The following is an 18,178-nucleotide window of genomic DNA, read 5'->3' on the forward strand; positions in this document are numbered from 1 at the left end:
TCATGGGCAAGCCTGCTGCAGAGCGGCGCCTCAGCGAGACTGAGGCCTCGGCGTTCGGCGGAATGATCCGCACGAGCCCGCAGAAGCTGAACCTGGTTGCACAGCTGATCCGTGGAAAGTCCGCTGGTGAAGCCGTCGCCCTTCTTACATTCTCCAAGCGCCGCATCGCCGGTGAGGTGAAGAAGGTTCTCCAGTCCGCTATCGCGAACGCCGAGAATAACCACCAGCTGGATGTTGATCGTCTTTTCGTCTCGCACGCTTCCGTGGGCAAGGCCCTGGTTATGAAGCGTTTCCATGCCCGCGCTCGCGGTCGTGGTGCTCGCGTCGAAAAGCTGTTCAGCAACCTGACCGTGATCGTTCGTGAGCGCGTCGAGGAGAAGGCCGGGGAGGCCGCTGAGTAATGGGTCAGAAAGTCAATCCGATCGGCCTTCGCGTCGGTATCAACCGCACCTGGGACAGCCGCTGGTTCGCTGATCGCGACTATGCCAAGCTGCTGCACCAGGATCTGCGTCTGCGCAAGTACCTGCAGGCTCGCCTGCAGGCTGCTGGTGTCAGCCGCGTGGTGATCGAGCGTCCGGCTAAGAAGGCCCGCGTGACCATCCACACCGCCCGTCCGGGCGTGGTGATCGGCAAGAAGGGCGCAGACATTGAAAAGCTGCGCTCCGAACTGTCGAAGATGGCCGGTTCCGAGGTGAATCTGAACATTGTCGAAATCCGCAAGCCGGAGCTCGATGCGCGTCTGATCGCCGAGAACATCGCTAGCCAGCTGGAACGCCGTGTGGCTTTCCGTCGCGCCATGAAGCGCGCCGTGCAGTCCGCCATGCGTCTGGGTGCCCAGGGTATTCGTATCAACTGCTCCGGCCGTCTGGGCGGGGCTGAGATTGCGCGTATCGAATGGTACCGTGAAGGCCGCGTGCCGCTGCACACGCTGCGCGCCGACATCGACTATGGTGTTGGTACCGCGATGACCACCTACGGCACCTGCGGTGTCAAGGTTTGGGTGTTCAAGGGCGAAGTCCTGGCTCACGATCCGATGGCGCAGGACAAGCGCGCCGCGGATCAGACCCCGGTCCGCTGAGACGTCCGGATACTGGCAGGGATATAGAGAAGGCTACATGCCATGCTGAGTCCGAAGCGTACTAAGTACCGCAAGGCGCACAAGGGCCGTATTCACGGCGCGTCCAAGGGCGGCACCACGCTGAATTTCGGCGCTTTCGGCTTGAAAGCTGTCGAGCCGGCGCGTATTACGGCACGTCAGATCGAATCTGCGCGTCGCGCCATTACCCGTCACCTGCGCCGTCAGGGCCGCGTGTGGATCCGGATTTTCCCGGATCTGCCCGTTTCGTCCAAGCCGGCGGAAGTGCGAATGGGTTCCGGTAAGGGTTCGCCCGAATTCTGGGCGGCCCGCGTTGCGCCGGGGCGTATCATGTTTGAACTCGACGGTGTGCCGGCGGATCTCGCCAAGCGCGCCTTCGAACTGGCCGCTGCAAAGCTGCCGATCAAGGTGCGTATGGTCACCCGTCTGGGTGAAGGGGGTGAGGCATGACGAAGGCTACCGACCTTCGGGCCAAGAGCGCGGACGAGCTGAACGATCAGCTCCTCTCGCTCAAGAAGGAACAGTTCAACCTGCGTTTCCAGAAGGCCTCTGGCCAGCTGGAGAACACGGCGCGGGTTCGTGAGGTGCGTCGCGATATCGCCCGCATCAAGACCATTCTCGGCCAGCAGACTGCGTCTGCTGCCGCCGCGTCCTAAGGGAGGGGTTACAAGATGCCCCGTCGCGTCCTGCAGGGTACCGTGGTGTCCGACAAGGCTGACAAGACCGTCACTGTACTGGTCGAGCGCCGCGTTATGCACCCCGTGTATAAGAAGTTCATCAAGCAGTCCAAGAAGTACGCCGCTCACGACGAGTCGAACAGCGTCAAGATCGGGGACACTGTCCAGATCGAAGAATGCCGTCCGATTTCCAAGTCCAAGCGGTGGACCGTGCTGGCGACTCCGGTCGCCGACAACGGCTGATTGAACCCGGCGGCTTCGGCCGCCGGTCTTCATTGGCCAAAACAGCTGAATACATAAGGAAGCCATTCCATGATTCAGATGCAAACCAACCTGGAGGTCGCCGACAATAGCGGCGCGCGCCGGGTGCAGTGCATCAAGGTGTTGGGCGGCGCAGGTCGTCGCTTCGCCGCCATCGGCGATGTTATCGTCGTGTCGGTGAAGGAAGCGATTCCGCGCGGCCGCGTGAAGAAGGGTGATGTGCATCGCGCCGTCATCGTTCGCACCGCCAAGGAACTGCGTCGTGAAGACGGTTCCGTCATCCGCTTCGACCGCAATGCTGCCGTGCTGATCAACAAGCAGGGTGAGCCGATCGGTACCCGTATCTTCGGGCCGGTCACTCGTGAGCTGCGCGGTAAGAAGTTCATGAAGATCATTTCGCTGGCGCCGGAGGTGCTCTGATGGCTGCGAAGATCCGCAAGAATGACCGTGTCGTTGTCATCGCTGGCAAGGACAAGGGCAAGACGGGCGAAGTCATCGAAGTGCTGCCGACCGAAGGTCGCGTCAAGGTGCGCGGTGTCAACCTGGTGAAGAAGCACCAGCGTCAGACCCCGATGCAGCAGGGCGGCATCGTCGAGATCGAAGCTGCGCTGGACGTGTCCAACGTTGCGCACATCGACCCGAAGACCAACAAGCCGACCCGCGTTGGCTTCCGGACCCTGGAGGACGGCCGCAAGGTTCGCTTCGCCAAGGCTTCCGGTGAAGTGATCGACCAGTGAGGCGCACAATGGCTGCCCGTCTGAAGGAACAGTACGATACGGTCATCCGGGCCAAGTTGAAGGCGGAGTTTAACTACGCCAACGACATGCAGATTCCGAGCCTGGAAAAGATCGTTATCAACATGGGTGTCGGCGAAGCCGCCGGCGACAGCAAGAAGGTGAACGCGGCTGCTGCTGAGCTGGCTGCGATCACCGGTCAGAAGCCCGTGATCACCAAGGCCCGCAAGTCCATCGCGCAGTTCAAGCTGCGTGAAGGCATGCCCATCGGTTGCAAGGTGACTCTGCGCCGTGACCGCATGTACGAGTTCCTGGACCGTCTGGTCACCATCGCGCTGCCCCGCGTCCGCGACTTCCGCGGTATCCCGGCGACCAGCTTCGATGGCCGGGGGAACTACGCCATGGGTCTGAAGGAACAGATCATTTTCCCGGAAATCGATTACGACAAGATCGATGAAATCCGTGGCATGGACATCATCTTCGTGACGACGGCTGAGACCGACAAGGAAGCCAAGGCTCTCCTGAAGGCTTTCCAGATGCCGTTCATCGGGGAGGCGGGGAATCATGGCTAAGAAGAGCTCTGTCGAAAAGAACAAGCGTCGCACCGAGCTGGCGGCGAAGCACCGCGAAAAGCGCGCCGCCCTCAAGGCGACCGCCCGCAACCGTGATCTGCCCGATGACGAGCGTTTCGCGGCCGTGCTGAAGCTGGCGCAGCTGCCCCGCAATGGCAGCCGCACCCGCATCCGGAACCGTTGCGAACTGACGGGGCGTCCGCGCGCCTTCTATCGCAAGTTCCGTCTCTGCCGCGTCGCCCTGCGTGATCTTGCCAGCAATGGCCAGATCCCGGGCATGACCAAGTCCAGCTGGTAAGGAGGGTCGGGTAATGAACCTGAGCGATCCCCTGGGCGATATGCTGACTCGTATTCGTAACGGTCAGAAAGCCCGCATGTCGGTCGTTAGCAGCCCGGCCTCCAAGCTCCGCACCAATGTGCTGGAAGTTTTGAAGCGCGAAGGCTACATCCGCGGTTATTCCGTTGAGGATGTGAAGCCCGGTGTGAGCAATCTTCGCATCGAGCTGAAGTACCACGAAGGCGAACCGGTCATTAAGGAAGTGCATCGCGTTTCCAAGCCGGGCCGCCGGATTTACTCCAAGATCGCCGATCTGCAGCGCGTGTATAACGGGCTGGGTATCGCGATCCTCTCGACGCCGCGCGGCGTCATGTCTGACAACGAGGCCCGCGCCGCCAATGTTGGCGGTGAAGTCCTCTGCAAGGTGTTCTAAGGAGCACGGCCATGTCGCGTATCGGAAAGCATCCGGTGCCGGTTCCGGCCGGGGTAACCGTTCAGGTCACCGGTCAGACTGTCACCGCCAAGGGTAAGCTGGGTCAGCTCAGCCTCATCCTTATCGACGAGATCGAAGCGAAGCTGGAGGATGGCAAGCTTGTCGTCGCTCCGCGCAACGAAACGGTTCGCGCTCGTCAAAATTGGGCCACCGCCCGCACCAACCTTGCCAATCTGGTGACCGGTGTGGAAAAGGGCTTCACCAAGAATCTCGAAATCACCGGCGTCGGCTACAAGGCCGCCGTTGCTGGTTCGGAGCTGGTGTTGAACTTGGGCTTCAGCCACGACATCCGTTACCCGATTCCCGCGGGTATCACGATGAAGTGCGAGAAGCCCACCTCCATCTCGATCTCTGGTGCTGACAAGCAGCAGGTGGGTCAGATCGCTGCGGAGATCCGTTCTTATCGTCCGCCTGAGCCCTACAAGGGCAAGGGTGTGAAGTATGAGAACGAGATCATCGTCCGCAAAGAAGGCAAGAAGAAGTAAGGCGGTCGTCGATGAGCAAGCAACAGGATCTCAACCAGCGTCGCAAGGCGCGGGTGCGCACCCGGATCCGCAAGTTCGCGGGTGGTCGCGTTCGTCTCTCGGTCTTCCGGTCGAGCCAGCACATCTATGCCCAGATCATCGACGACACGGCGGGCCATACGCTCGCCGCTGCCTCGACCCTGGACAAGGATCTCCGCGACGCCCTCAAGACCGGCGCGGACATCGAAGCGGCCAAGGCCGTCGGCAAGCTGATTGCCGAACGCGCCCTGGCGAAGGGTGTGAGCGCCGTCGTGTTCGATCGCGGTCAGTATCTGTTTCACGGTCGTGTGAAGGCTTTGGCCGACGCCGCCCGCGAAGCCGGCCTGCAGTTCTAAGGGGGTAGCAATGGCTCGTAATGAGAACAGCGCGGCCGGCGGCGAGGGTGAGCGGCGGAACCGCGATCGCGGCGAACGCCGCGACCGTGGTGAAAACCGCGATCGTCGTGAGGAGCGCGAAGGCGACGATCTCGTCGAGAAACTCGTCGGGATCAATCGCGTCGCCAAGGTGGTGAAGGGTGGTCGTCGCTTCGGCTTTGCCGCCATCGTCGTTGTCGGTGACGCCAAGGGTCGCGTCGGCGTCGGCTCGGGCAAGGCCCGTGAAGTGCCGGAAGCCATCCGCAAGGCCACCGATCAGGCCAAGCGGTCGATGATCCGCGTGCCGCTGCGCGAAGGCCGCACGCTGCATCACGATGTGTACGGTCACTTCGGTGCCGGCAAGGTCGTGCTGCGTGCAGCCCCGCCGGGTACCGGTATCATCGCCGGTGGCCCGATGCGCGCCATCTTCGAAGCCCTGGGCGTCGCGGACGTGGTGACCAAGTCGGTCGGCACTTCCAACCCGCACAACATGATCAAGGCGACCTTCGACGCCCTGGCGCAGTGCGTCAGCCCGCGTGCTGTGGCCGCCCGTCGTGGCCGTCGCGTTTCCGATATTCTCGGCAAGCGCGAAGGTGAGAAGGAGGCCGCGTAAATGGCTGACAAGTCCACCATCGTCGTGACCCAGATCGGTAGCCCGATCGGTCGCCAGGGCGACCAGCGCGCCACCCTGATCGGCCTGGGTCTGAACAAGCTGAACCGCACCCGCGAGCTGGAGGATACCCCCTCCGTCCGCGGGATGATCAACAAGGTTCGGCACCTCGTGCGCGTCGAGGAGGCCTCGTAAGAGGCTTCCCCGATACGGCTTGAAGGATAGACACCATGAAGCTCAACGAAATCCGCGAAAACGAAGGCGCCCGCAAGGGTCGCATGCGTATCGGTCGCGGCATCGGCTCTGGCAAGGGCAAGACCGGTGGCCGTGGCGTTAAGGGTCAGAAGTCCCGTACGGGCGTCTCGATCAAGGGCTTCGAAGGCGGCCAGATGCCCCTGCATCGCCGTCTGCCGAAGCGCGGTTTCTCGAACGTCCCGTTCGCCAAGGACTACGCTGTGGTCAATGTCGGCGCCGTGCAGAAGGCCATTGATGATGGTCGCCTGAACGCCGCCGAGACGATCACCGCCGACGTGCTGGTTGCGGCCGGTCTGGCCCGCGCCGCCCGTGATGGCGTGCGTCTGCTGAACAAGGGCACGATCACTGCCAAGGCCACGTTTGACGTGGCCGGTGCTTCGGCCGGCGCCATTGCCGCCGTCGAAGCCGCCGGTGGCAGCGTGAAGGTCGCGGTGGCGGAAGAAGCCACTGAGGCCTGATCGGCGTCAGGTTCGATGTTGGAGCAGGGCTCCGGGGCAACCCGGGGCCTTGTTTCATTTGGGCTATGCGCATGTCCTATGCGCCCGGTACCATGCGACCATGGTACCGGGTGGCGCTTGTCGCATTGACCCCCGGGCCAAATATGGTTAAGCGGTTAAGGGTATGGCGGTGGCATGTTCTGGGGCTGGCGGGCGTGACGCAACGCGCGCTTAATGCCTCGCCATGTCACTTTCATGTTGACCGCGACGCGCTGGCCCTGTTCAAAGCCATGTTTAAGAGTGGCCGGATGTGCCGGCCGGGTGTGCGACTTCAAGGGGCCTTTCATGGCATCAGCTGCCGAGCAACTTGCCGCCAATATCAATTTCGGTGCTTTTTCCAAGGCCACCGAATTGAAGAAGCGGATTTGGTTCACCCTGGGGGCGTTGATCGTCTACCGGCTGGGAACCTATATCCCGCTGCCGGGCATCAATAGCGGCGCCTTTTCCAGCTTCTTCGCCAATCAGGCGGGCGGCATCCTGGGCATGTTCAATATGTTCGCCGGCGGTGCTGTCGAACGTATGAGCATCTTTGCGCTCAACATTATGCCCTATATCTCCGCCTCGATCATCATCCAGCTGATGACGGCGGTGTCGCCGACGCTGGAGACCTTGAAGAAGGAAGGCGAATCGGGCCGCAAGAAGATCAACCAATATACCCGCTATCTGACCGTGGTGCTGGCCCTGGTGCAGTCCTATGGGCTGGCGTTGGGGCTGGAGGGCATGAATCAGGCCGGTGGATCGGTGGTGATTGATCCCGGCTGGTTCTTCCGCATCTCCACCGTGTTGACCATGGTGGGCGGCACGATGTTCCTGATGTGGCTGGGTGAGCAGATCACGGCACGTGGTGTTGGTAACGGTATTTCGCTGATCATTTTTGCCGGTATCGTGGCGGCGTTGCCGCGCGCCTTCGCGCAGATTCTGGAGCTGGGCCGCACCGGCGCCATGAGCAGCTGGTTCATCATCGCCATGCTGGTGCTGGCGGTGATTGTGATTACCGGTATCGTCTTCTTCGAACGTGCGCAGCGCCGCCTGATCGTGCAGTACCCGAAGCGCCAGGTCGGTAACAAGATGTTCGGCGGCGAGGCTTCGCATCTGCCGCTGAAGCTGAACACAGCTGGCGTCATTCCGCCGATCTTTGCCTCGTCGCTGCTGCTGCTGCCGCTGACCATGGTGGGCTTCTCCGGTGCCAATGCGGGTACCGGTAATGGCTCCTGGTGGTCGACAGCGCTGGAGATGGTGACGCGGCATGTGGCGCATGGCACGCCGCTTTACATGCTGCTGTATACTGCGCTGATCGTGTTTTTCAGCTTCTTCTATACCGCCATTGTCTTCAATCCGACCGAGACGGCCGAGAACCTGAAGAAATATGGCGGGTTCATTCCGGGCATTCGGCCCGGCAAGAACACGGCCGACTATCTGGACTTTGTGCTGACGCGTCTGACGGTGATTGGGGCTGCCTATATCACGGTCGTCTGTCTGTTGCCGGAAATCCTGATGGCAGAATATGGCGCCGCCTTCTATTTCGGCGGTACCTCTCTGCTGATCCTGGTGACGGTGACGATGGATACCGTGGCCCAGGTTCATTCCCATCTGCTGGCGCATCAGTATGAAGGCCTGATCAAGAAGGCCAAGCTGCGTGGGAGACGTGGATGAATCTGATCCTGTTGGGGCCGCCGGGGGCCGGTAAGGGGACGCAGTCCCAACGCCTGGAAAAGAAGTACGGCACCATCCAACTGTCCACCGGGGACATGCTGCGCGCCGCTGTGCGCAGCGGTTCCGCGCTGGGCCAGCGGGCCGACGCCATCATGAAGGCCGGGCAACTGGTGCCGGACGAGGTGATGATCCAGATGATCTCCGAGCGGATCGATCAGCCGGATTGCGCCAAGGGCTTTATCCTGGATGGTTTTCCGCGCACCGTGCCGCAGGCACAGGCGCTGGACATCATGTTGGAAGAAAAGGGCCTGAAGCTGGATCACGTGATCGAGATGAAGGTGGATGGTCCGGCCCTGGTCACCCGCGTCACCGGCCGCTTCACCTGTGCCAAGTGTGGCACCGGCTATCATGATACGTTCCACCCAACCAAGGTGGCCGGTGTCTGCGATAATTGCGGCTCTACCGAGTTCACCCGCCGCGCGGATGACAATGCCGAAACCTTCGGCAAGCGTCTGGCAGCCTATGAGCGTGATACGGCGCCCATCCTGCCTTATTACCGTGAGCGCGGTGTGTTGCAGCAGGTGGACGGCATGGCGGAGATCGATGAGGTCACCCGCCAGCTGGAAGCCATCATCGGCTGAGCATTGGGCGATATCTGAAAGTCAGGGGGCGGGCCGTCAGGTGCCGCCCCTTTGCTTTGGGGGGGGAGGGTGGCGAAGGTCGCATGGGTCGCCCTGGCGTGCGGCTTGACAGGGGCCAAGGTCTGCCTATACTGCGCGCCTTCAATCCGTCACAGGATTGGATATGCATGATGAACGCCGTTCCAGGGCTGATGCCCGGGGTCGGTGTTTTTTCATGCATAGGCATTTGAAGACCCCGGTTCGCCGGGACTTCTTCGGATGAGATGTCCCGAAGCCTCCTGATCGCCCCGCCACGGGTGACGGGCATGGCAGGCGGGATGTGGACGAAGACGGTGCGGCAGTCGCCGCACCATAACGAGGAGAAGACACGTGGCGCGTATCGCTGGCGTGAACATCCCCACCGCGAAGCGTGTGGTGATCGCCCTTCAGTACATCCATGGCATTGGCCCGAAGTTCGCAAGCGAGATTTGCGAAAAGATCGGGATCCCGGCCGAACGTCGCGTCAACCAGTTGACCGACGATGAAGTTCTGCGCATCCGCGAAACCATCGACGCCGACTATCGCGTGGAAGGCGACCTGCGCCGCGAAACCGCGATGAACATCAAGCGTTTGATGGACATGGCCTGCTATCGCGGCCTGCGTCACCGTAAGGGCCTGCCGGTCCGTGGTCAGCGCACGCACACCAACGCCCGTACCCGCAAGGGTCCGGCGAAGCCGATCGCCGGCAAGAAGAAGTAAGACGGGAGACCAGATAAATGGCAAAGCCCAACGCCGCTGCTCGTCTCCGTCGTCGCGAGCGCAAGAACATCACCTCTGGCGTCGCTCACGTGAACGCCAGCTTCAACAACACCATGATCACCATCACCGACGCGCAGGGCAACACCATTGCCTGGTCGTCGTCGGGCACTATGGGCTTCAAGGGTTCGCGTAAGTCGACGCCCTATGCCGCCCAGATGGCTGCCGAGGACGCTGGCCGCAAGGCTCAGGAACACGGCATGAAGACGCTGGAAGTGGAAGTCAAGGGTCCGGGTTCGGGCCGTGAATCCGCTCTGCGCGCGCTGCAGTCGATCGGTTTCCAGATCACGTCCATCCGTGACGTGACTCCGATCCCGCACAACGGCGTTCGTCCGCCGAAGAAGCGCCGCGTCTGATCCAGACCGAGGCATTCCGGCACCCGCACCGTTCGGGAAAGGTGGGCGCACGCCATCCCGCCCACCCACGCATTGAACGGTTGGCCCCATCTGCGAAAGCCGTTGGGGCCGTGGTGTGCCGGAATGTTGCTTTGACCCGATGGCAAGAGGCATAGCCGTGATCCAGAAGAATTGGCAGACTCTCGAAAAGCCGAACAAGTTGGAAATCACGCCGGGTAACGACCCGAAGCGTGAAGCCGTGATCGTCGCCGGCCCGCTGGAGCGGGGCTTTGGCCTGACGCTCGGTAATTCCCTGCGTCGCGTTCTGCTCTCCTCGCTGCAGGGCGCTGCCGTCACCTCGATCCATATCGATGGTGTGCTGCACGAATTCTCCTCGATCCCGGGCGTCCGTGAAGACGTCACCGACATCGTCCTGAACATCAAGGCGATGGCCCTGAAGATGGGCGCCGAAGGCCCGCGCCGGATGCGGCTGCGCGCTGAAGGCCCGTGCAACGTTGTTGCCGGCATGATCGATACCGGTGCCGATATCGAGGTGCTGGATCCCGATCACCTGATCTGCACGCTGGATGCCGGCGCGCGTCTGAACATGGAATTGACGGTTCATTCCGGTAAGGGCTATGTCCCGGCCGCCATGAACCGTCCGGAAGATGCCCCCATCGGTCTGATCCCGGTGGACAGCATTTTCTCCCCCGTCACCAAGGTCGCCTACAAGGTGGAAAACACCCGCGTTGGCCAGACCACGGACTATGACAAGCTGCTGCTGACCGTTGAGACCAACGGCGCCGTCACGCCGGAAGATGCGGTGGCCATTGCCGCCCGTATCCTGCAGGACCAGCTGCAGATGTTCATCAATTTTGAGGAACCCCAGGCAGCGGTGGCCGAGTCGAAGGCGGACGAAATCCCCTTCAACAAGAATCTGCTGCGCAAGGTGGACGAGCTGGAACTGTCGGTTCGCTCGGCCAACTGCCTCAAGAACGACAATATCGTCTATATCGGCGATCTGGTGCAGAAGACCGAGGCGGAGATGCTCCGTACCCCGAACTTCGGCCGCAAGTCGCTGAACGAGATCAAGGAAGTGCTGGCCCAGATGGGTCTGCATCTCGGCATGGAAATCCCGAACTGGCCGCCCGAGAATATCGAGGATCTGGCCAAGCGTCTGGAAGAGCCGTACTGAGCTTGATTTTACGGGCGGAGCCTTCTAGGTTCCGCCCCCTGTTTTACCCAGGGCATTCCGCCCACCCCCGCCGTACTGGCCCGACAGGGTACCGGCGTCTGCGGGGATCGCCATCGGTTCCGCCCAGCGGGGCCACGCTATGCAAGGAGAGCACCCATGCGTCACGGTATGTCCGGGCGTAAGTTCAGCCGCACCACCTCCCACCGTCTCGCCATGTTCTCCAACATGGCCAACGCCCTGATCAAGCACGAGCAGATCAAGACCACCCTGCCGAAGGCGAAGGATCTGCGTCCGATCGTCGAAAAGCTGATCACGCTCGGCAAGAAGGGCGGCCTCGCCAACAAGCGTCTGGCCTATGCCGAGCTGCGCGACAACGCCATTGTGGACAAGCTGTTCACCGTGATCGCTGAGCGCTACAAGGACCGCAACGGTGGTTACACCCGCGTTCTGAAGGCCGGCTTCCGTTATGGCGACAACGCCCCGATGGCCGTCATCGAGCTGGTTGACCGCGATCAGGCCGCCAAGGGCCTGGATAGCGGCCCGGTGCTGGTGAAGGACGAGGACGGCGAAGAAGCCGCCGTCTGATCGGTTCTTTCAGGTCCGTATGACAGAAACCCGCCGGGGCAACCCGGCGGGTTTTTGTTTGTGCGCGGCGGATGCAGCACCGCCTGTCGGTCAATGCTGATCATGCCTGTCAAACGCCCTGCAAGGGCGTAGGATGTTGATGCAGACCAAGAAACCAGGCTTGAGGAAATCGCCATGATCGACCTGTACACCGCCGCCACGCCCAACGGCTATAAGGTCTCCTGCACGCTGGAAGAGTTGGGCCTGTCCTACAATGTGCATGTGCTGGCGCTGGCCAAGGGGGAGCAGAAGGAGCCTTGGTTCCTGGCCATGAATCCCAATGGCCGCATCCCGGTGATTGTCGATCGGGCGGAGGATTTTACCGTCTTCGAATCGGGCGCGATCATGGTCTATCTGGCGGAAAAGACCGGCCGGTTGCTGCCGGCCGACGCCAAGGGCCGCAGCCGGGTGCTGCAATGGCTGATGTTCCAGATGGGGGGCGTCGGCCCGATGATGGGGCAGGCCAATGTCTTCTACCGCTATTTTCCGGAAAAGATTGAACCGGCCATCCAGCGCTATCAGAACGAAACCAAGCGCTTGCTGACGGTGCTGGATGGGCATCTGGCGTCCCATGAATATCTGGCTGGTGATTTCTCCATCGCCGATATCGCCAACTGGTGCTGGGCGCGCACGCATGACTGGTCGGGTGTCGCCATCGATGACCTGCCGCATCTGACCCGCTGGATCAACCAGATCGCCGCCCGTCCCGGCTGTGCCGCCGGTCTGAATCAGCCGCCGCGCGTGGTCAGTGGGGAGGAACTGGTGAAGTCGGCCCAGACGATGATTGCGCGGTGAAAAATTTTATCGGAGCAGCGTAACCTTTTCCGGGTGGCGACGAATGACAGGGTGGGGCCGCTTCCGGTCCCACCGATCTGATCATCAAGGAGCCATCGCCATGAAGTCCGCCACCAGCCTGACCATCCTGTCCCTGGGCGCCGCCGTTGCCGGTGCGCTGTCGCTGGCCGCCATCAGCGTGCCGGCCCATGCTGAGGAAAAGGTCAAGTGCTACGGCATCGCCAAGGCCGGCGAGAATGATTGCGCCAACAAGGCGGCCGGTCATTCCTGTGCCACCGAGTCGAAGGTCAATTACAGCGGTCAGGACTTCAAGGCCGTCACCAAGGCCGCCTGCGAGGCCGAAGGCGGCAGCCTGACCCCGTTTGAGGGCACCAACCCCAAGAAGGCGGCCAAGTAAGCGAGACCGGCGGAACCAGCGCGCCATGCGGCCCGCCCCCAGCCACCGCCCCGAAGCCGTGCCGCTTGCGGCCGGCATCGGTCTGCGCCACGCCCATGTGCTGGATTTCCTGACGGCGCCGCAGGAGGTGTCGTGGCTGGAGGTGCATTCAGAGAATTATCTCTGCGCCGGAGGGCCGCGCCTGGCGCAACTGGAGCGTATCCGGGCCGATTACCCGCTCTCCTGTCACTCCGTCGCCCTGTCATTGGGGGCGGCGGAGGGGGTGTCGGCCGATCATCTGGCCCGGCTCCGCATCCTCTATGACCGGTTTCAACCGGGGCTGATTTCCGACCATCTGGCCTGGTGCGGGGTGGACGGGATGCACGCGCCGGACCTGCTGCCGTTGCCGCTGAATGGCGAAAGCCTGGAGGTGGTGGCGCGCAATGTCGAACGCGCGCAAGAGGGGCTGGGCCGCCGGCTGCTGGTGGAAAACCCCTCCCTCTATCTCCGCTTCCAGGCCGATGAGATGGATGAGGCGGATTTTCTGGCCGCACTGGCGGCACGCACCGGCTGCGGCCTGCTGCTGGATATCAATAATCTCTATGTCAGCTGCCAGAATCGCGGGCTGGACGCGGCCAGCCTGCTGGCGCGTTTTCCGGCGGCCGCTGTCGGTCAATATCATCTGGCTGGCCATGCCCGGATGATGATCGATGATGCCGTGCTGCTGGTGGATGACCATGGCTCCCCGGTATCCGATCCCGTCTGGGTGCTTTATGCCCAGGCGCTGCGGCTGATCGGCCCCCGGCCCACCCTGGTGGAATGGGATACGGACGTGCCGCCGCTGCCCGTGCTGCTGGGGGAGGCGGCTCAGGCTCAGGCGCTGCTGAGGGAGGCAGGGCCATGCTGAAACAGCTTCAGCAGGCCATGCTGGGGGCGGTCTATGGCGATGCGGCGGGCTTTGCCCGCGTCGCCGCCGGGCTGGCCCCGGCGACCGTTGATCCGGTGCGGGCCCTTTACCTGCACACGGCCACCGTCACCGCCGCGCTGACCGGCGTGCTGGCCCAGGCCTATCCGGCGGTTCATGCCGAGATGGGGGAGGCGGCGTTTGCCACCCTTACCACCCGCTTCCTGCGGGAACAGCCGCCCGCCTTGCCGGTGCTGTCCGCCTATGGTGCCGGATTCGCCGACCTGCTGCCACCCTCCCTGCAGGGGATGGCGCGGCTGGATTGGGCGGCGCATCAGGCCTATTTCGCCGCCGATGCCCAGACCCTGAGCCCGGCCGCCCTGGCGCTGATCCCGCCGGACCGGCTGGGGGGGCTGGATTTGCGGCCAGTGCCCTCCGTCAGCCTGCTGGCGGGGGTTGCCCCTGATCCCTGGCTGCCGCTTCGGCCAGACCTGGCCGTTGTGATTAACCCGTTCGAGTCGCCCCCCGCCGGGGCGCTGATCTGGCGCGGCCCTGATTTGCGGGTGGCGGCCTGCCCGGTGGATGGTGGGGTATTGACCCTGCTGACGGGCTTGGCGGCGGGGCAGGGGCTGTTGGCGGCGGCGGAGTCGGCCCTGGCCGCCGGGCTGCTGGACCTGCCGGCGGCACTGGCCTTTCTGCTGAACCAGGGTCTGCTGACCCAGCCGGAGGATGCGGCCCCATGATTGAACGATTATTCCGCTTTGTTATCGATCCCGGTCCCAGCCTGAGCCTGCCGGTGGTCAGCCGTTACGTTGCCGCAATAATCCTTGTCAGCGGCCGTGTCTGGCTGGGGTTGCCCTTCCTGAAAGCGGGGCTGCACCGGCTGGGCAGTTGGGATGCGCAATCCTTCCTGTTCACAGAAATCCATCCCGTCCCCTTCCTGTCGGCGGCCATTGCGGCCCCGCTGACCACCGGGGCGGAGCTGGTGCTGGGGGCCCTGCTGCTGCTGGGGCTGGCGGCACGGCTGGCCGCGGCGGGGTTGGGGGTGATGGCGGCCAGCCTGTTCTTTGTCATCGGCCGCACGGTTCAGGGCATGGAAAATGGTATTGCCGTTGCGGGGGAGCAGATTCCATGGATGATCATCGCTGTCGTTCTGATTGTGGCCGGTCCCGGCCTGCTGTCGCTGGATGCGTTCATCGCCCGGCGTTGGCGGCGGGCGGACAAGGCCAGCTGAGATGGGGGCAAGCCTTGCGACATATCCTGATCTCTACCGGCCTGGGGCTGGCACTCTGCCTTGGTTTGGGCTTCTCCGCCGCTGCGCAGACGGAACCGGCCAAACCCACCCCCAGCATGAGCGCGGCGGAGAAAACCGCCAAGCAGCAGGCTTACGAGGAGGCGGAACGGCTCTGCCGTGCCATCAAGGACCAGGACAAGTTCAACGAATGCCTGGACCTCTATTTCCTGGATGCCAAGAAGTTCAAGGCGTTCCTGGACGAGCACGGGGTGAAGGACACCAAGCCGCCGCAGAACTGACCCCGCCCTTGCGCGCGTCAAGCGTCAGCCGCGAGGCGATGGAGGAAGGCGAACTGGCCGCCCTGCTGGTGGCGGCGCAGGAGGGGGACCGGCGTGCCTATGCCACCTTCCTGAATGCGGTGCTGCCGCTGCTGCGCCGCATGGGCCGGGCCAAGCTGGCCAGCGCCGCCGATCTTGATGATTTCGTGCAGGATTGCCTGTTAAGCCTGCACCAGGCCCGCGCCACCTATCAGCCAGGGCGGCCGGTGCTGCCCTGGCTGCAGGCGATTGCCCGCAACCGCCTGTCCGATGCCCTGCGCCGCACCTATCGCCGCCGCGATGTGGAGGCCCAGGGCCATGATCCGGAGTTGCTGGAAAACGTGCCGCAACCCGCCGTCGAGGAGGGGGAGGGACGGGAGCTTGCCCCCTTGCTGGCGCAATTGCCGGATCGGCAGCGCGCTGCCCTGGATATGCTGAAAATACGGGGGATGAGCCTGCGCGACGCCTCGGCCGAAAGCGGCATCAGTGTCGGGGCCTTGAAGGTGGCGGTGCATCGCGGCATTGCCAGCCTGCGCCAGATGCTGGGCCGGGAGAATGACCATGACTGATACCGCCCGCCTGATCGACCAGTTGGCCGCCCATGATGATGGTGTGCGCCGCTTGCCCCGCCCGCGCTGGCGCCTGTTGCGCTGGCTGTGCCTGTGCCTGCCGCTGGTGCTTTTGATGGTGGGGGTCGAGGGGGCGCGGCCCGATCTTGCGGCGGTGATCCGCCAACCGCTCTGGTTGGCGCAGCAGGGCTTGGCCCTGGGCACGGCGCTGGCGGCGGCCTATGCCGGCATCGCCTTCAGCGTGCCGGGGCGGGAACGGTGGGGCAAGCTGGTCTGGCTGCCGATTCTGGGATTCTGGTTGTCCGCCATCTGGGCCAGCCTGGGCCCGATGGGGGAAGCGATGGCCGTGACCGATTTTTCGGAAATCTTCTGCCCCTATTGTTTCCCGGTGATCAGCAGCGGCAGCGCCTGCCTGCTGGCCTGGGACATGCGCCGCGCGGCACCCATCGCACCGGTGCGGATGATGGGGCTGTTGCTGGTGGCGGGGGGCAGCCTGGCCTTGTTCGGCGAACGGCTGATCCATGACGGGTTTGAGGCACCCTTGCTGATGCTGGTGCAAATCCTGGCGATTCTGGCCGCCGGGCCGCTGCTGGCCCCGCTGGGACGCGCGGTTTTCCGCTGGAAGCGTGGTTGACCACATCATTGCCGTTCGGGCAGAACGGCACGCCTTTAGCGCAATGATATTCCCCTTTTGGCGGTAGCTGTTGCGATATGCTGCCGACATTCGTACTGTTGTCGGTAGTTTCATCGGCTGCCGGCCTGGACGTATTGTCGTGTCGGGCGGGCCCCCTCCCTCAGCATTGGTGTTTACTGCGAAATGGCGCTCCAACAGCGGCTTGATATTCGACAGTCCCAGTCGTTGGTGATGACGCCGCAGCTTCAGCAGGCCATTAAGCTGCTGCAGCTCTCCAATATGGAACTGGCCGATTTCGTCGATAAGGAACTGGAGCAGAATCCCCTGCTGGAACGGGCGGAAGGCGAATGGACCGATGCCGCCCCCGACGGTGTGGACCGGGAGGAGGCGCCGGCCCCCGTTCCGGAAGGACGGGTGGCCGACACGGTGGAACTGGCCACCAGCGACCGCATGGCATCGGACAGTGATGCCCCGCTGGATACGGATTTCGAGAATGTCTACACCAACAGTTCTGCTGCCGATCTGGATGGTGCGGGGCTGGGTTCGGGCGAACAGTTCGGCGACTGGTCGTCGCGCAGCGGCGGGTTTGAAGATGATGAGAGCGGGTTTGAGGCGACGCTGACCGAGCGGCCGAAGCTGCGCGACCATCTGGAAGAGCAGATCAAGATGGATCTGCCCGACCCGATGGACCGTCTGGTCGCCTATGCCCTGATGGATCATCTGGACGAAACTGGATATCTGGTCGCCGATCTGGCGGAAATTGCCAGCACGCTGGGCTGCGAACTGGCCCGGGTGGAGGCCGTGCTGGCTCGGCTGCAGCGCTGCGATCCGGCCGGCATTTTCGCCCGCACGCTCTCCGAATGCCTGGCCATCCAGTTGCGGGAAAAAAACCGGCTGGACCCCTGTATGCAGGCGCTGCTGGATCATCTGCCGCTGCTGGCCGCCCGCAACCTTCAGCAATTGCTGAAAGTGTGCGGCTGCGATGCCGAAGACCTCTCCGACATGGTGGCGGAGATCAAGGCGCTGAACCCCAAGCCGGCGCTTTCCTTTGATTTTGAGCCGGTACAGACGGTGGTGCCGGATATCCTGATGCGGGCGGCCCCCGGCGGCGGCTGGCTGGTGGAGCTGAATACGGAGACGCTGCCGCGCGTGCTGGTCAATCAGCGCTATCACAGCCGTGTGCTGGCCGGCGCCCGCAACAAACAGGAAAAGGAATATATCGCCGAACAGTTCCAGTCGGCCAGCTGGCTGGTGAAAAGCCTGCACCAGCGCGCCACCACCATCCTGAAGGTGGCGACGGAGATTGTGCGGCAACAGGACGCTTTCTTCCTGCACGGGCTGCAATTCATGAAGCCGTTGATTCTGCGCGATATCGCCGAAGCCATCGGAATGCATGAAAGCACGGTCAGCCGCGTGACCACCAACAAGTTCTTGTCCAGCCCGCGCGGCGTGTTTGAACTGAAATATTTCTTCACCTCCGCCATCCAGGGGGCGGACGGTCAGGCCGCGCATTCCGCAGAGGCGGTGCGCTTCCGCATCAAGGCTCTGATCGATGCGGAGAAGGCGGATGACACGCTTTCCGACGATAAAATTGTCGAAATTCTCCGTGCCGACGGGATCGACATTGCACGTCGGACCGTTGCAAAGTATCGTGAGGGTATGAAGATCCCCTCTTCAGTCCAGCGCCGTCGGGAGAAGGCCCTTGGGTTGTAGACCCTGCGCTGACCGTTCGAGGAAGACCCGTCCGTTGGATTTCT

At 62.9% G+C, this 18,178-nt stretch carries 30 protein-coding genes; all 30 read left to right on the forward strand.

Going from position 1 to position 18,178, the window contains the following annotated elements; translation table 11 throughout:
- The first annotated feature begins 2 nt into the window (after positions 1 to 2).
- The 30 genes from rplV (at position 3) to rpoN (ending at position 18,134) form a co-directional block, all read left to right on the forward strand.
- The gene (gene rplV / locus PCJ49_RS11970; RefSeq protein ID WP_089287555.1) at positions 3 to 401 is read left to right on the forward strand and encodes a 50S ribosomal protein L22; all 399 of its coding nucleotides are present in this window, start codon (positions 3 to 5) and stop codon (positions 399 to 401) included.
- A complete protein-coding gene (rpsC, locus tag PCJ49_RS11975) occupies positions 401 to 1,078 on the forward strand; it encodes a 30S ribosomal protein S3 (RefSeq protein ID WP_089287554.1) in 678 nt (225 codons plus the stop codon). The genes rplV and rpsC overlap by 1 nt, the downstream gene beginning before the upstream one ends.
- 42 nt (positions 1,079 to 1,120) lie before the next feature.
- Entirely contained in the window at positions 1,121 to 1,546 is a 426-nt protein-coding gene (gene rplP, locus PCJ49_RS11980) for a 50S ribosomal protein L16 (RefSeq protein ID WP_089287553.1), read from the forward strand.
- Positions 1,543 to 1,752, forward strand: a complete 210-nt coding sequence (gene rpmC, locus PCJ49_RS11985; RefSeq protein ID WP_089287552.1) for a 50S ribosomal protein L29 — start codon at positions 1,543 to 1,545, stop codon at positions 1,750 to 1,752. Before rplP ends, rpmC begins: the two co-directional genes overlap by 4 nt.
- A 15-nt stretch (positions 1,753 to 1,767) precedes the next feature.
- Positions 1,768 to 2,016: a 30S ribosomal protein S17 gene (gene rpsQ / locus PCJ49_RS11990; RefSeq protein WP_089287551.1), complete on the forward strand. Its 249-nt coding sequence runs from the start codon at positions 1,768 to 1,770 to the stop codon at positions 2,014 to 2,016.
- A 69-nt stretch (positions 2,017 to 2,085) separates the two neighbouring features.
- On the forward strand, positions 2,086 to 2,454 hold the full coding sequence (gene rplN / locus PCJ49_RS11995) for a 50S ribosomal protein L14 (protein WP_029013613.1): 369 nt from the start codon (positions 2,086 to 2,088) through the stop codon (positions 2,452 to 2,454).
- The gene (rplX, locus tag PCJ49_RS12000) at positions 2,451 to 2,771 is read left to right on the forward strand and encodes a 50S ribosomal protein L24 (RefSeq protein WP_211098329.1); all 321 of its coding nucleotides are present in this window, start codon (positions 2,451 to 2,453) and stop codon (positions 2,769 to 2,771) included. Before rplN ends, rplX begins: the two co-directional genes overlap by 4 nt.
- Before the next feature lie 8 nt (positions 2,772 to 2,779).
- The gene (gene rplE / locus PCJ49_RS12005; RefSeq protein WP_089287549.1) at positions 2,780 to 3,340 is read left to right on the forward strand and encodes a 50S ribosomal protein L5; all 561 of its coding nucleotides are present in this window, start codon (positions 2,780 to 2,782) and stop codon (positions 3,338 to 3,340) included.
- Positions 3,333 to 3,638 carry a 30S ribosomal protein S14 gene (gene rpsN / locus PCJ49_RS12010; RefSeq protein WP_089287548.1) on the forward strand — a complete coding sequence of 102 codons (306 nt, stop codon included), beginning with the start codon at positions 3,333 to 3,335 and terminating at the stop codon, positions 3,636 to 3,638. The genes rplE and rpsN overlap by 8 nt, the downstream gene beginning before the upstream one ends.
- Before the next feature lie 13 nt (positions 3,639 to 3,651).
- On the forward strand, positions 3,652 to 4,050 hold the full coding sequence (rpsH, locus tag PCJ49_RS12015; RefSeq protein ID WP_089287547.1) for a 30S ribosomal protein S8: 399 nt from the start codon (positions 3,652 to 3,654) through the stop codon (positions 4,048 to 4,050).
- 11 nt (positions 4,051 to 4,061) lie between these two features.
- On the forward strand, positions 4,062 to 4,595 hold the full coding sequence (rplF, locus tag PCJ49_RS12020; protein ID WP_089287546.1) for a 50S ribosomal protein L6: 534 nt from the start codon (positions 4,062 to 4,064) through the stop codon (positions 4,593 to 4,595).
- An 11-nt stretch (positions 4,596 to 4,606) separates the two neighbouring features.
- Complete coding sequence (rplR, locus tag PCJ49_RS12025) at positions 4,607 to 4,969, forward strand: 50S ribosomal protein L18 (protein ID WP_089287545.1); 363 nt, start codon at positions 4,607 to 4,609, stop codon at positions 4,967 to 4,969.
- Between the two features lie 10 nt (positions 4,970 to 4,979).
- Complete coding sequence (gene rpsE, locus PCJ49_RS12030) at positions 4,980 to 5,600, forward strand: 30S ribosomal protein S5 (RefSeq protein ID WP_089287544.1); 621 nt, start codon at positions 4,980 to 4,982, stop codon at positions 5,598 to 5,600.
- A complete protein-coding gene (gene rpmD / locus PCJ49_RS12035) occupies positions 5,601 to 5,792 on the forward strand; it encodes a 50S ribosomal protein L30 (RefSeq protein ID WP_089287543.1) in 192 nt (63 codons plus the stop codon).
- Positions 5,793 to 5,827: 35 nt separating this feature from the next.
- Complete coding sequence (gene rplO, locus PCJ49_RS12040; RefSeq protein ID WP_089287542.1) at positions 5,828 to 6,310, forward strand: 50S ribosomal protein L15; 483 nt, start codon at positions 5,828 to 5,830, stop codon at positions 6,308 to 6,310.
- A gap of 324 nt (positions 6,311 to 6,634) precedes the next feature.
- Positions 6,635 to 8,002, forward strand: a complete 1,368-nt coding sequence (gene secY, locus PCJ49_RS12045) for a preprotein translocase subunit SecY (RefSeq protein ID WP_089287541.1) — start codon at positions 6,635 to 6,637, stop codon at positions 8,000 to 8,002.
- Positions 7,999 to 8,643, forward strand: a complete 645-nt coding sequence (locus PCJ49_RS12050) for an adenylate kinase (RefSeq protein ID WP_269911121.1) — start codon at positions 7,999 to 8,001, stop codon at positions 8,641 to 8,643. Before secY ends, PCJ49_RS12050 begins: the two co-directional genes overlap by 4 nt.
- Positions 8,644 to 9,012: 369 nt before the next feature.
- Positions 9,013 to 9,381, forward strand: a complete 369-nt coding sequence (gene rpsM / locus PCJ49_RS12055) for a 30S ribosomal protein S13 (RefSeq protein WP_089287539.1) — start codon at positions 9,013 to 9,015, stop codon at positions 9,379 to 9,381.
- Between the two features lie 17 nt (positions 9,382 to 9,398).
- Positions 9,399 to 9,794, forward strand: coding sequence for a 30S ribosomal protein S11 (gene rpsK / locus PCJ49_RS12060; protein ID WP_089287538.1), 396 nt, complete (start codon positions 9,399 to 9,401; stop codon positions 9,792 to 9,794).
- A 139-nt stretch (positions 9,795 to 9,933) separates the two neighbouring features.
- On the forward strand, positions 9,934 to 10,968 hold the full coding sequence (locus PCJ49_RS12065; protein ID WP_279308146.1) for a DNA-directed RNA polymerase subunit alpha: 1,035 nt from the start codon (positions 9,934 to 9,936) through the stop codon (positions 10,966 to 10,968).
- A 156-nt stretch (positions 10,969 to 11,124) separates the two neighbouring features.
- A complete protein-coding gene (gene rplQ / locus PCJ49_RS12070; RefSeq protein WP_089287536.1) occupies positions 11,125 to 11,553 on the forward strand; it encodes a 50S ribosomal protein L17 in 429 nt (142 codons plus the stop codon).
- Between the two features lie 174 nt (positions 11,554 to 11,727).
- Complete coding sequence (locus tag PCJ49_RS12075) at positions 11,728 to 12,387, forward strand: glutathione binding-like protein (protein ID WP_269911122.1); 660 nt, start codon at positions 11,728 to 11,730, stop codon at positions 12,385 to 12,387.
- 100 nt (positions 12,388 to 12,487) lie between these two features.
- On the forward strand, positions 12,488 to 12,784 hold the full coding sequence (locus tag PCJ49_RS12080) for a DUF2282 domain-containing protein (protein ID WP_089287534.1): 297 nt from the start codon (positions 12,488 to 12,490) through the stop codon (positions 12,782 to 12,784).
- Between the two features lie 25 nt (positions 12,785 to 12,809).
- On the forward strand, positions 12,810 to 13,670 hold the full coding sequence (locus PCJ49_RS12085) for a DUF692 domain-containing protein (protein WP_269911123.1): 861 nt from the start codon (positions 12,810 to 12,812) through the stop codon (positions 13,668 to 13,670).
- On the forward strand, positions 13,664 to 14,410 hold the full coding sequence (locus PCJ49_RS12090; protein WP_269911124.1) for a DNA-binding domain-containing protein: 747 nt from the start codon (positions 13,664 to 13,666) through the stop codon (positions 14,408 to 14,410). The genes PCJ49_RS12085 and PCJ49_RS12090 overlap by 7 nt, the downstream gene beginning before the upstream one ends.
- Complete coding sequence (locus PCJ49_RS12095; protein ID WP_269911125.1) at positions 14,407 to 14,901, forward strand: DoxX family membrane protein; 495 nt, start codon at positions 14,407 to 14,409, stop codon at positions 14,899 to 14,901. The genes PCJ49_RS12090 and PCJ49_RS12095 overlap by 4 nt, the downstream gene beginning before the upstream one ends.
- 14 nt (positions 14,902 to 14,915) lie before the next feature.
- Positions 14,916 to 15,200 carry a hypothetical protein gene (locus PCJ49_RS12100; protein WP_269911126.1) on the forward strand — a complete coding sequence of 95 codons (285 nt, stop codon included), beginning with the start codon at positions 14,916 to 14,918 and terminating at the stop codon, positions 15,198 to 15,200.
- An 8-nt stretch (positions 15,201 to 15,208) separates the two neighbouring features.
- Positions 15,209 to 15,787: a sigma-70 family RNA polymerase sigma factor gene (locus tag PCJ49_RS12105; protein ID WP_269911127.1), complete on the forward strand. Its 579-nt coding sequence runs from the start codon at positions 15,209 to 15,211 to the stop codon at positions 15,785 to 15,787.
- Complete coding sequence (locus tag PCJ49_RS12110) at positions 15,780 to 16,421, forward strand: NrsF family protein (protein ID WP_269911128.1); 642 nt, start codon at positions 15,780 to 15,782, stop codon at positions 16,419 to 16,421. The genes PCJ49_RS12105 and PCJ49_RS12110 overlap by 8 nt, the downstream gene beginning before the upstream one ends.
- 183 nt (positions 16,422 to 16,604) lie before the next feature.
- Entirely contained in the window at positions 16,605 to 18,134 is a 1,530-nt protein-coding gene (rpoN, locus tag PCJ49_RS12115; protein WP_269911129.1) for an RNA polymerase factor sigma-54, read from the forward strand.
- Positions 18,135 to 18,178 lie beyond the last annotated feature (44 nt).

It is taken from the genome of Niveispirillum sp. BGYR6 (assembly GCF_027568365.1).
GTDB lineage: Bacteria > Pseudomonadota > Alphaproteobacteria > Azospirillales > Azospirillaceae > Niveispirillum.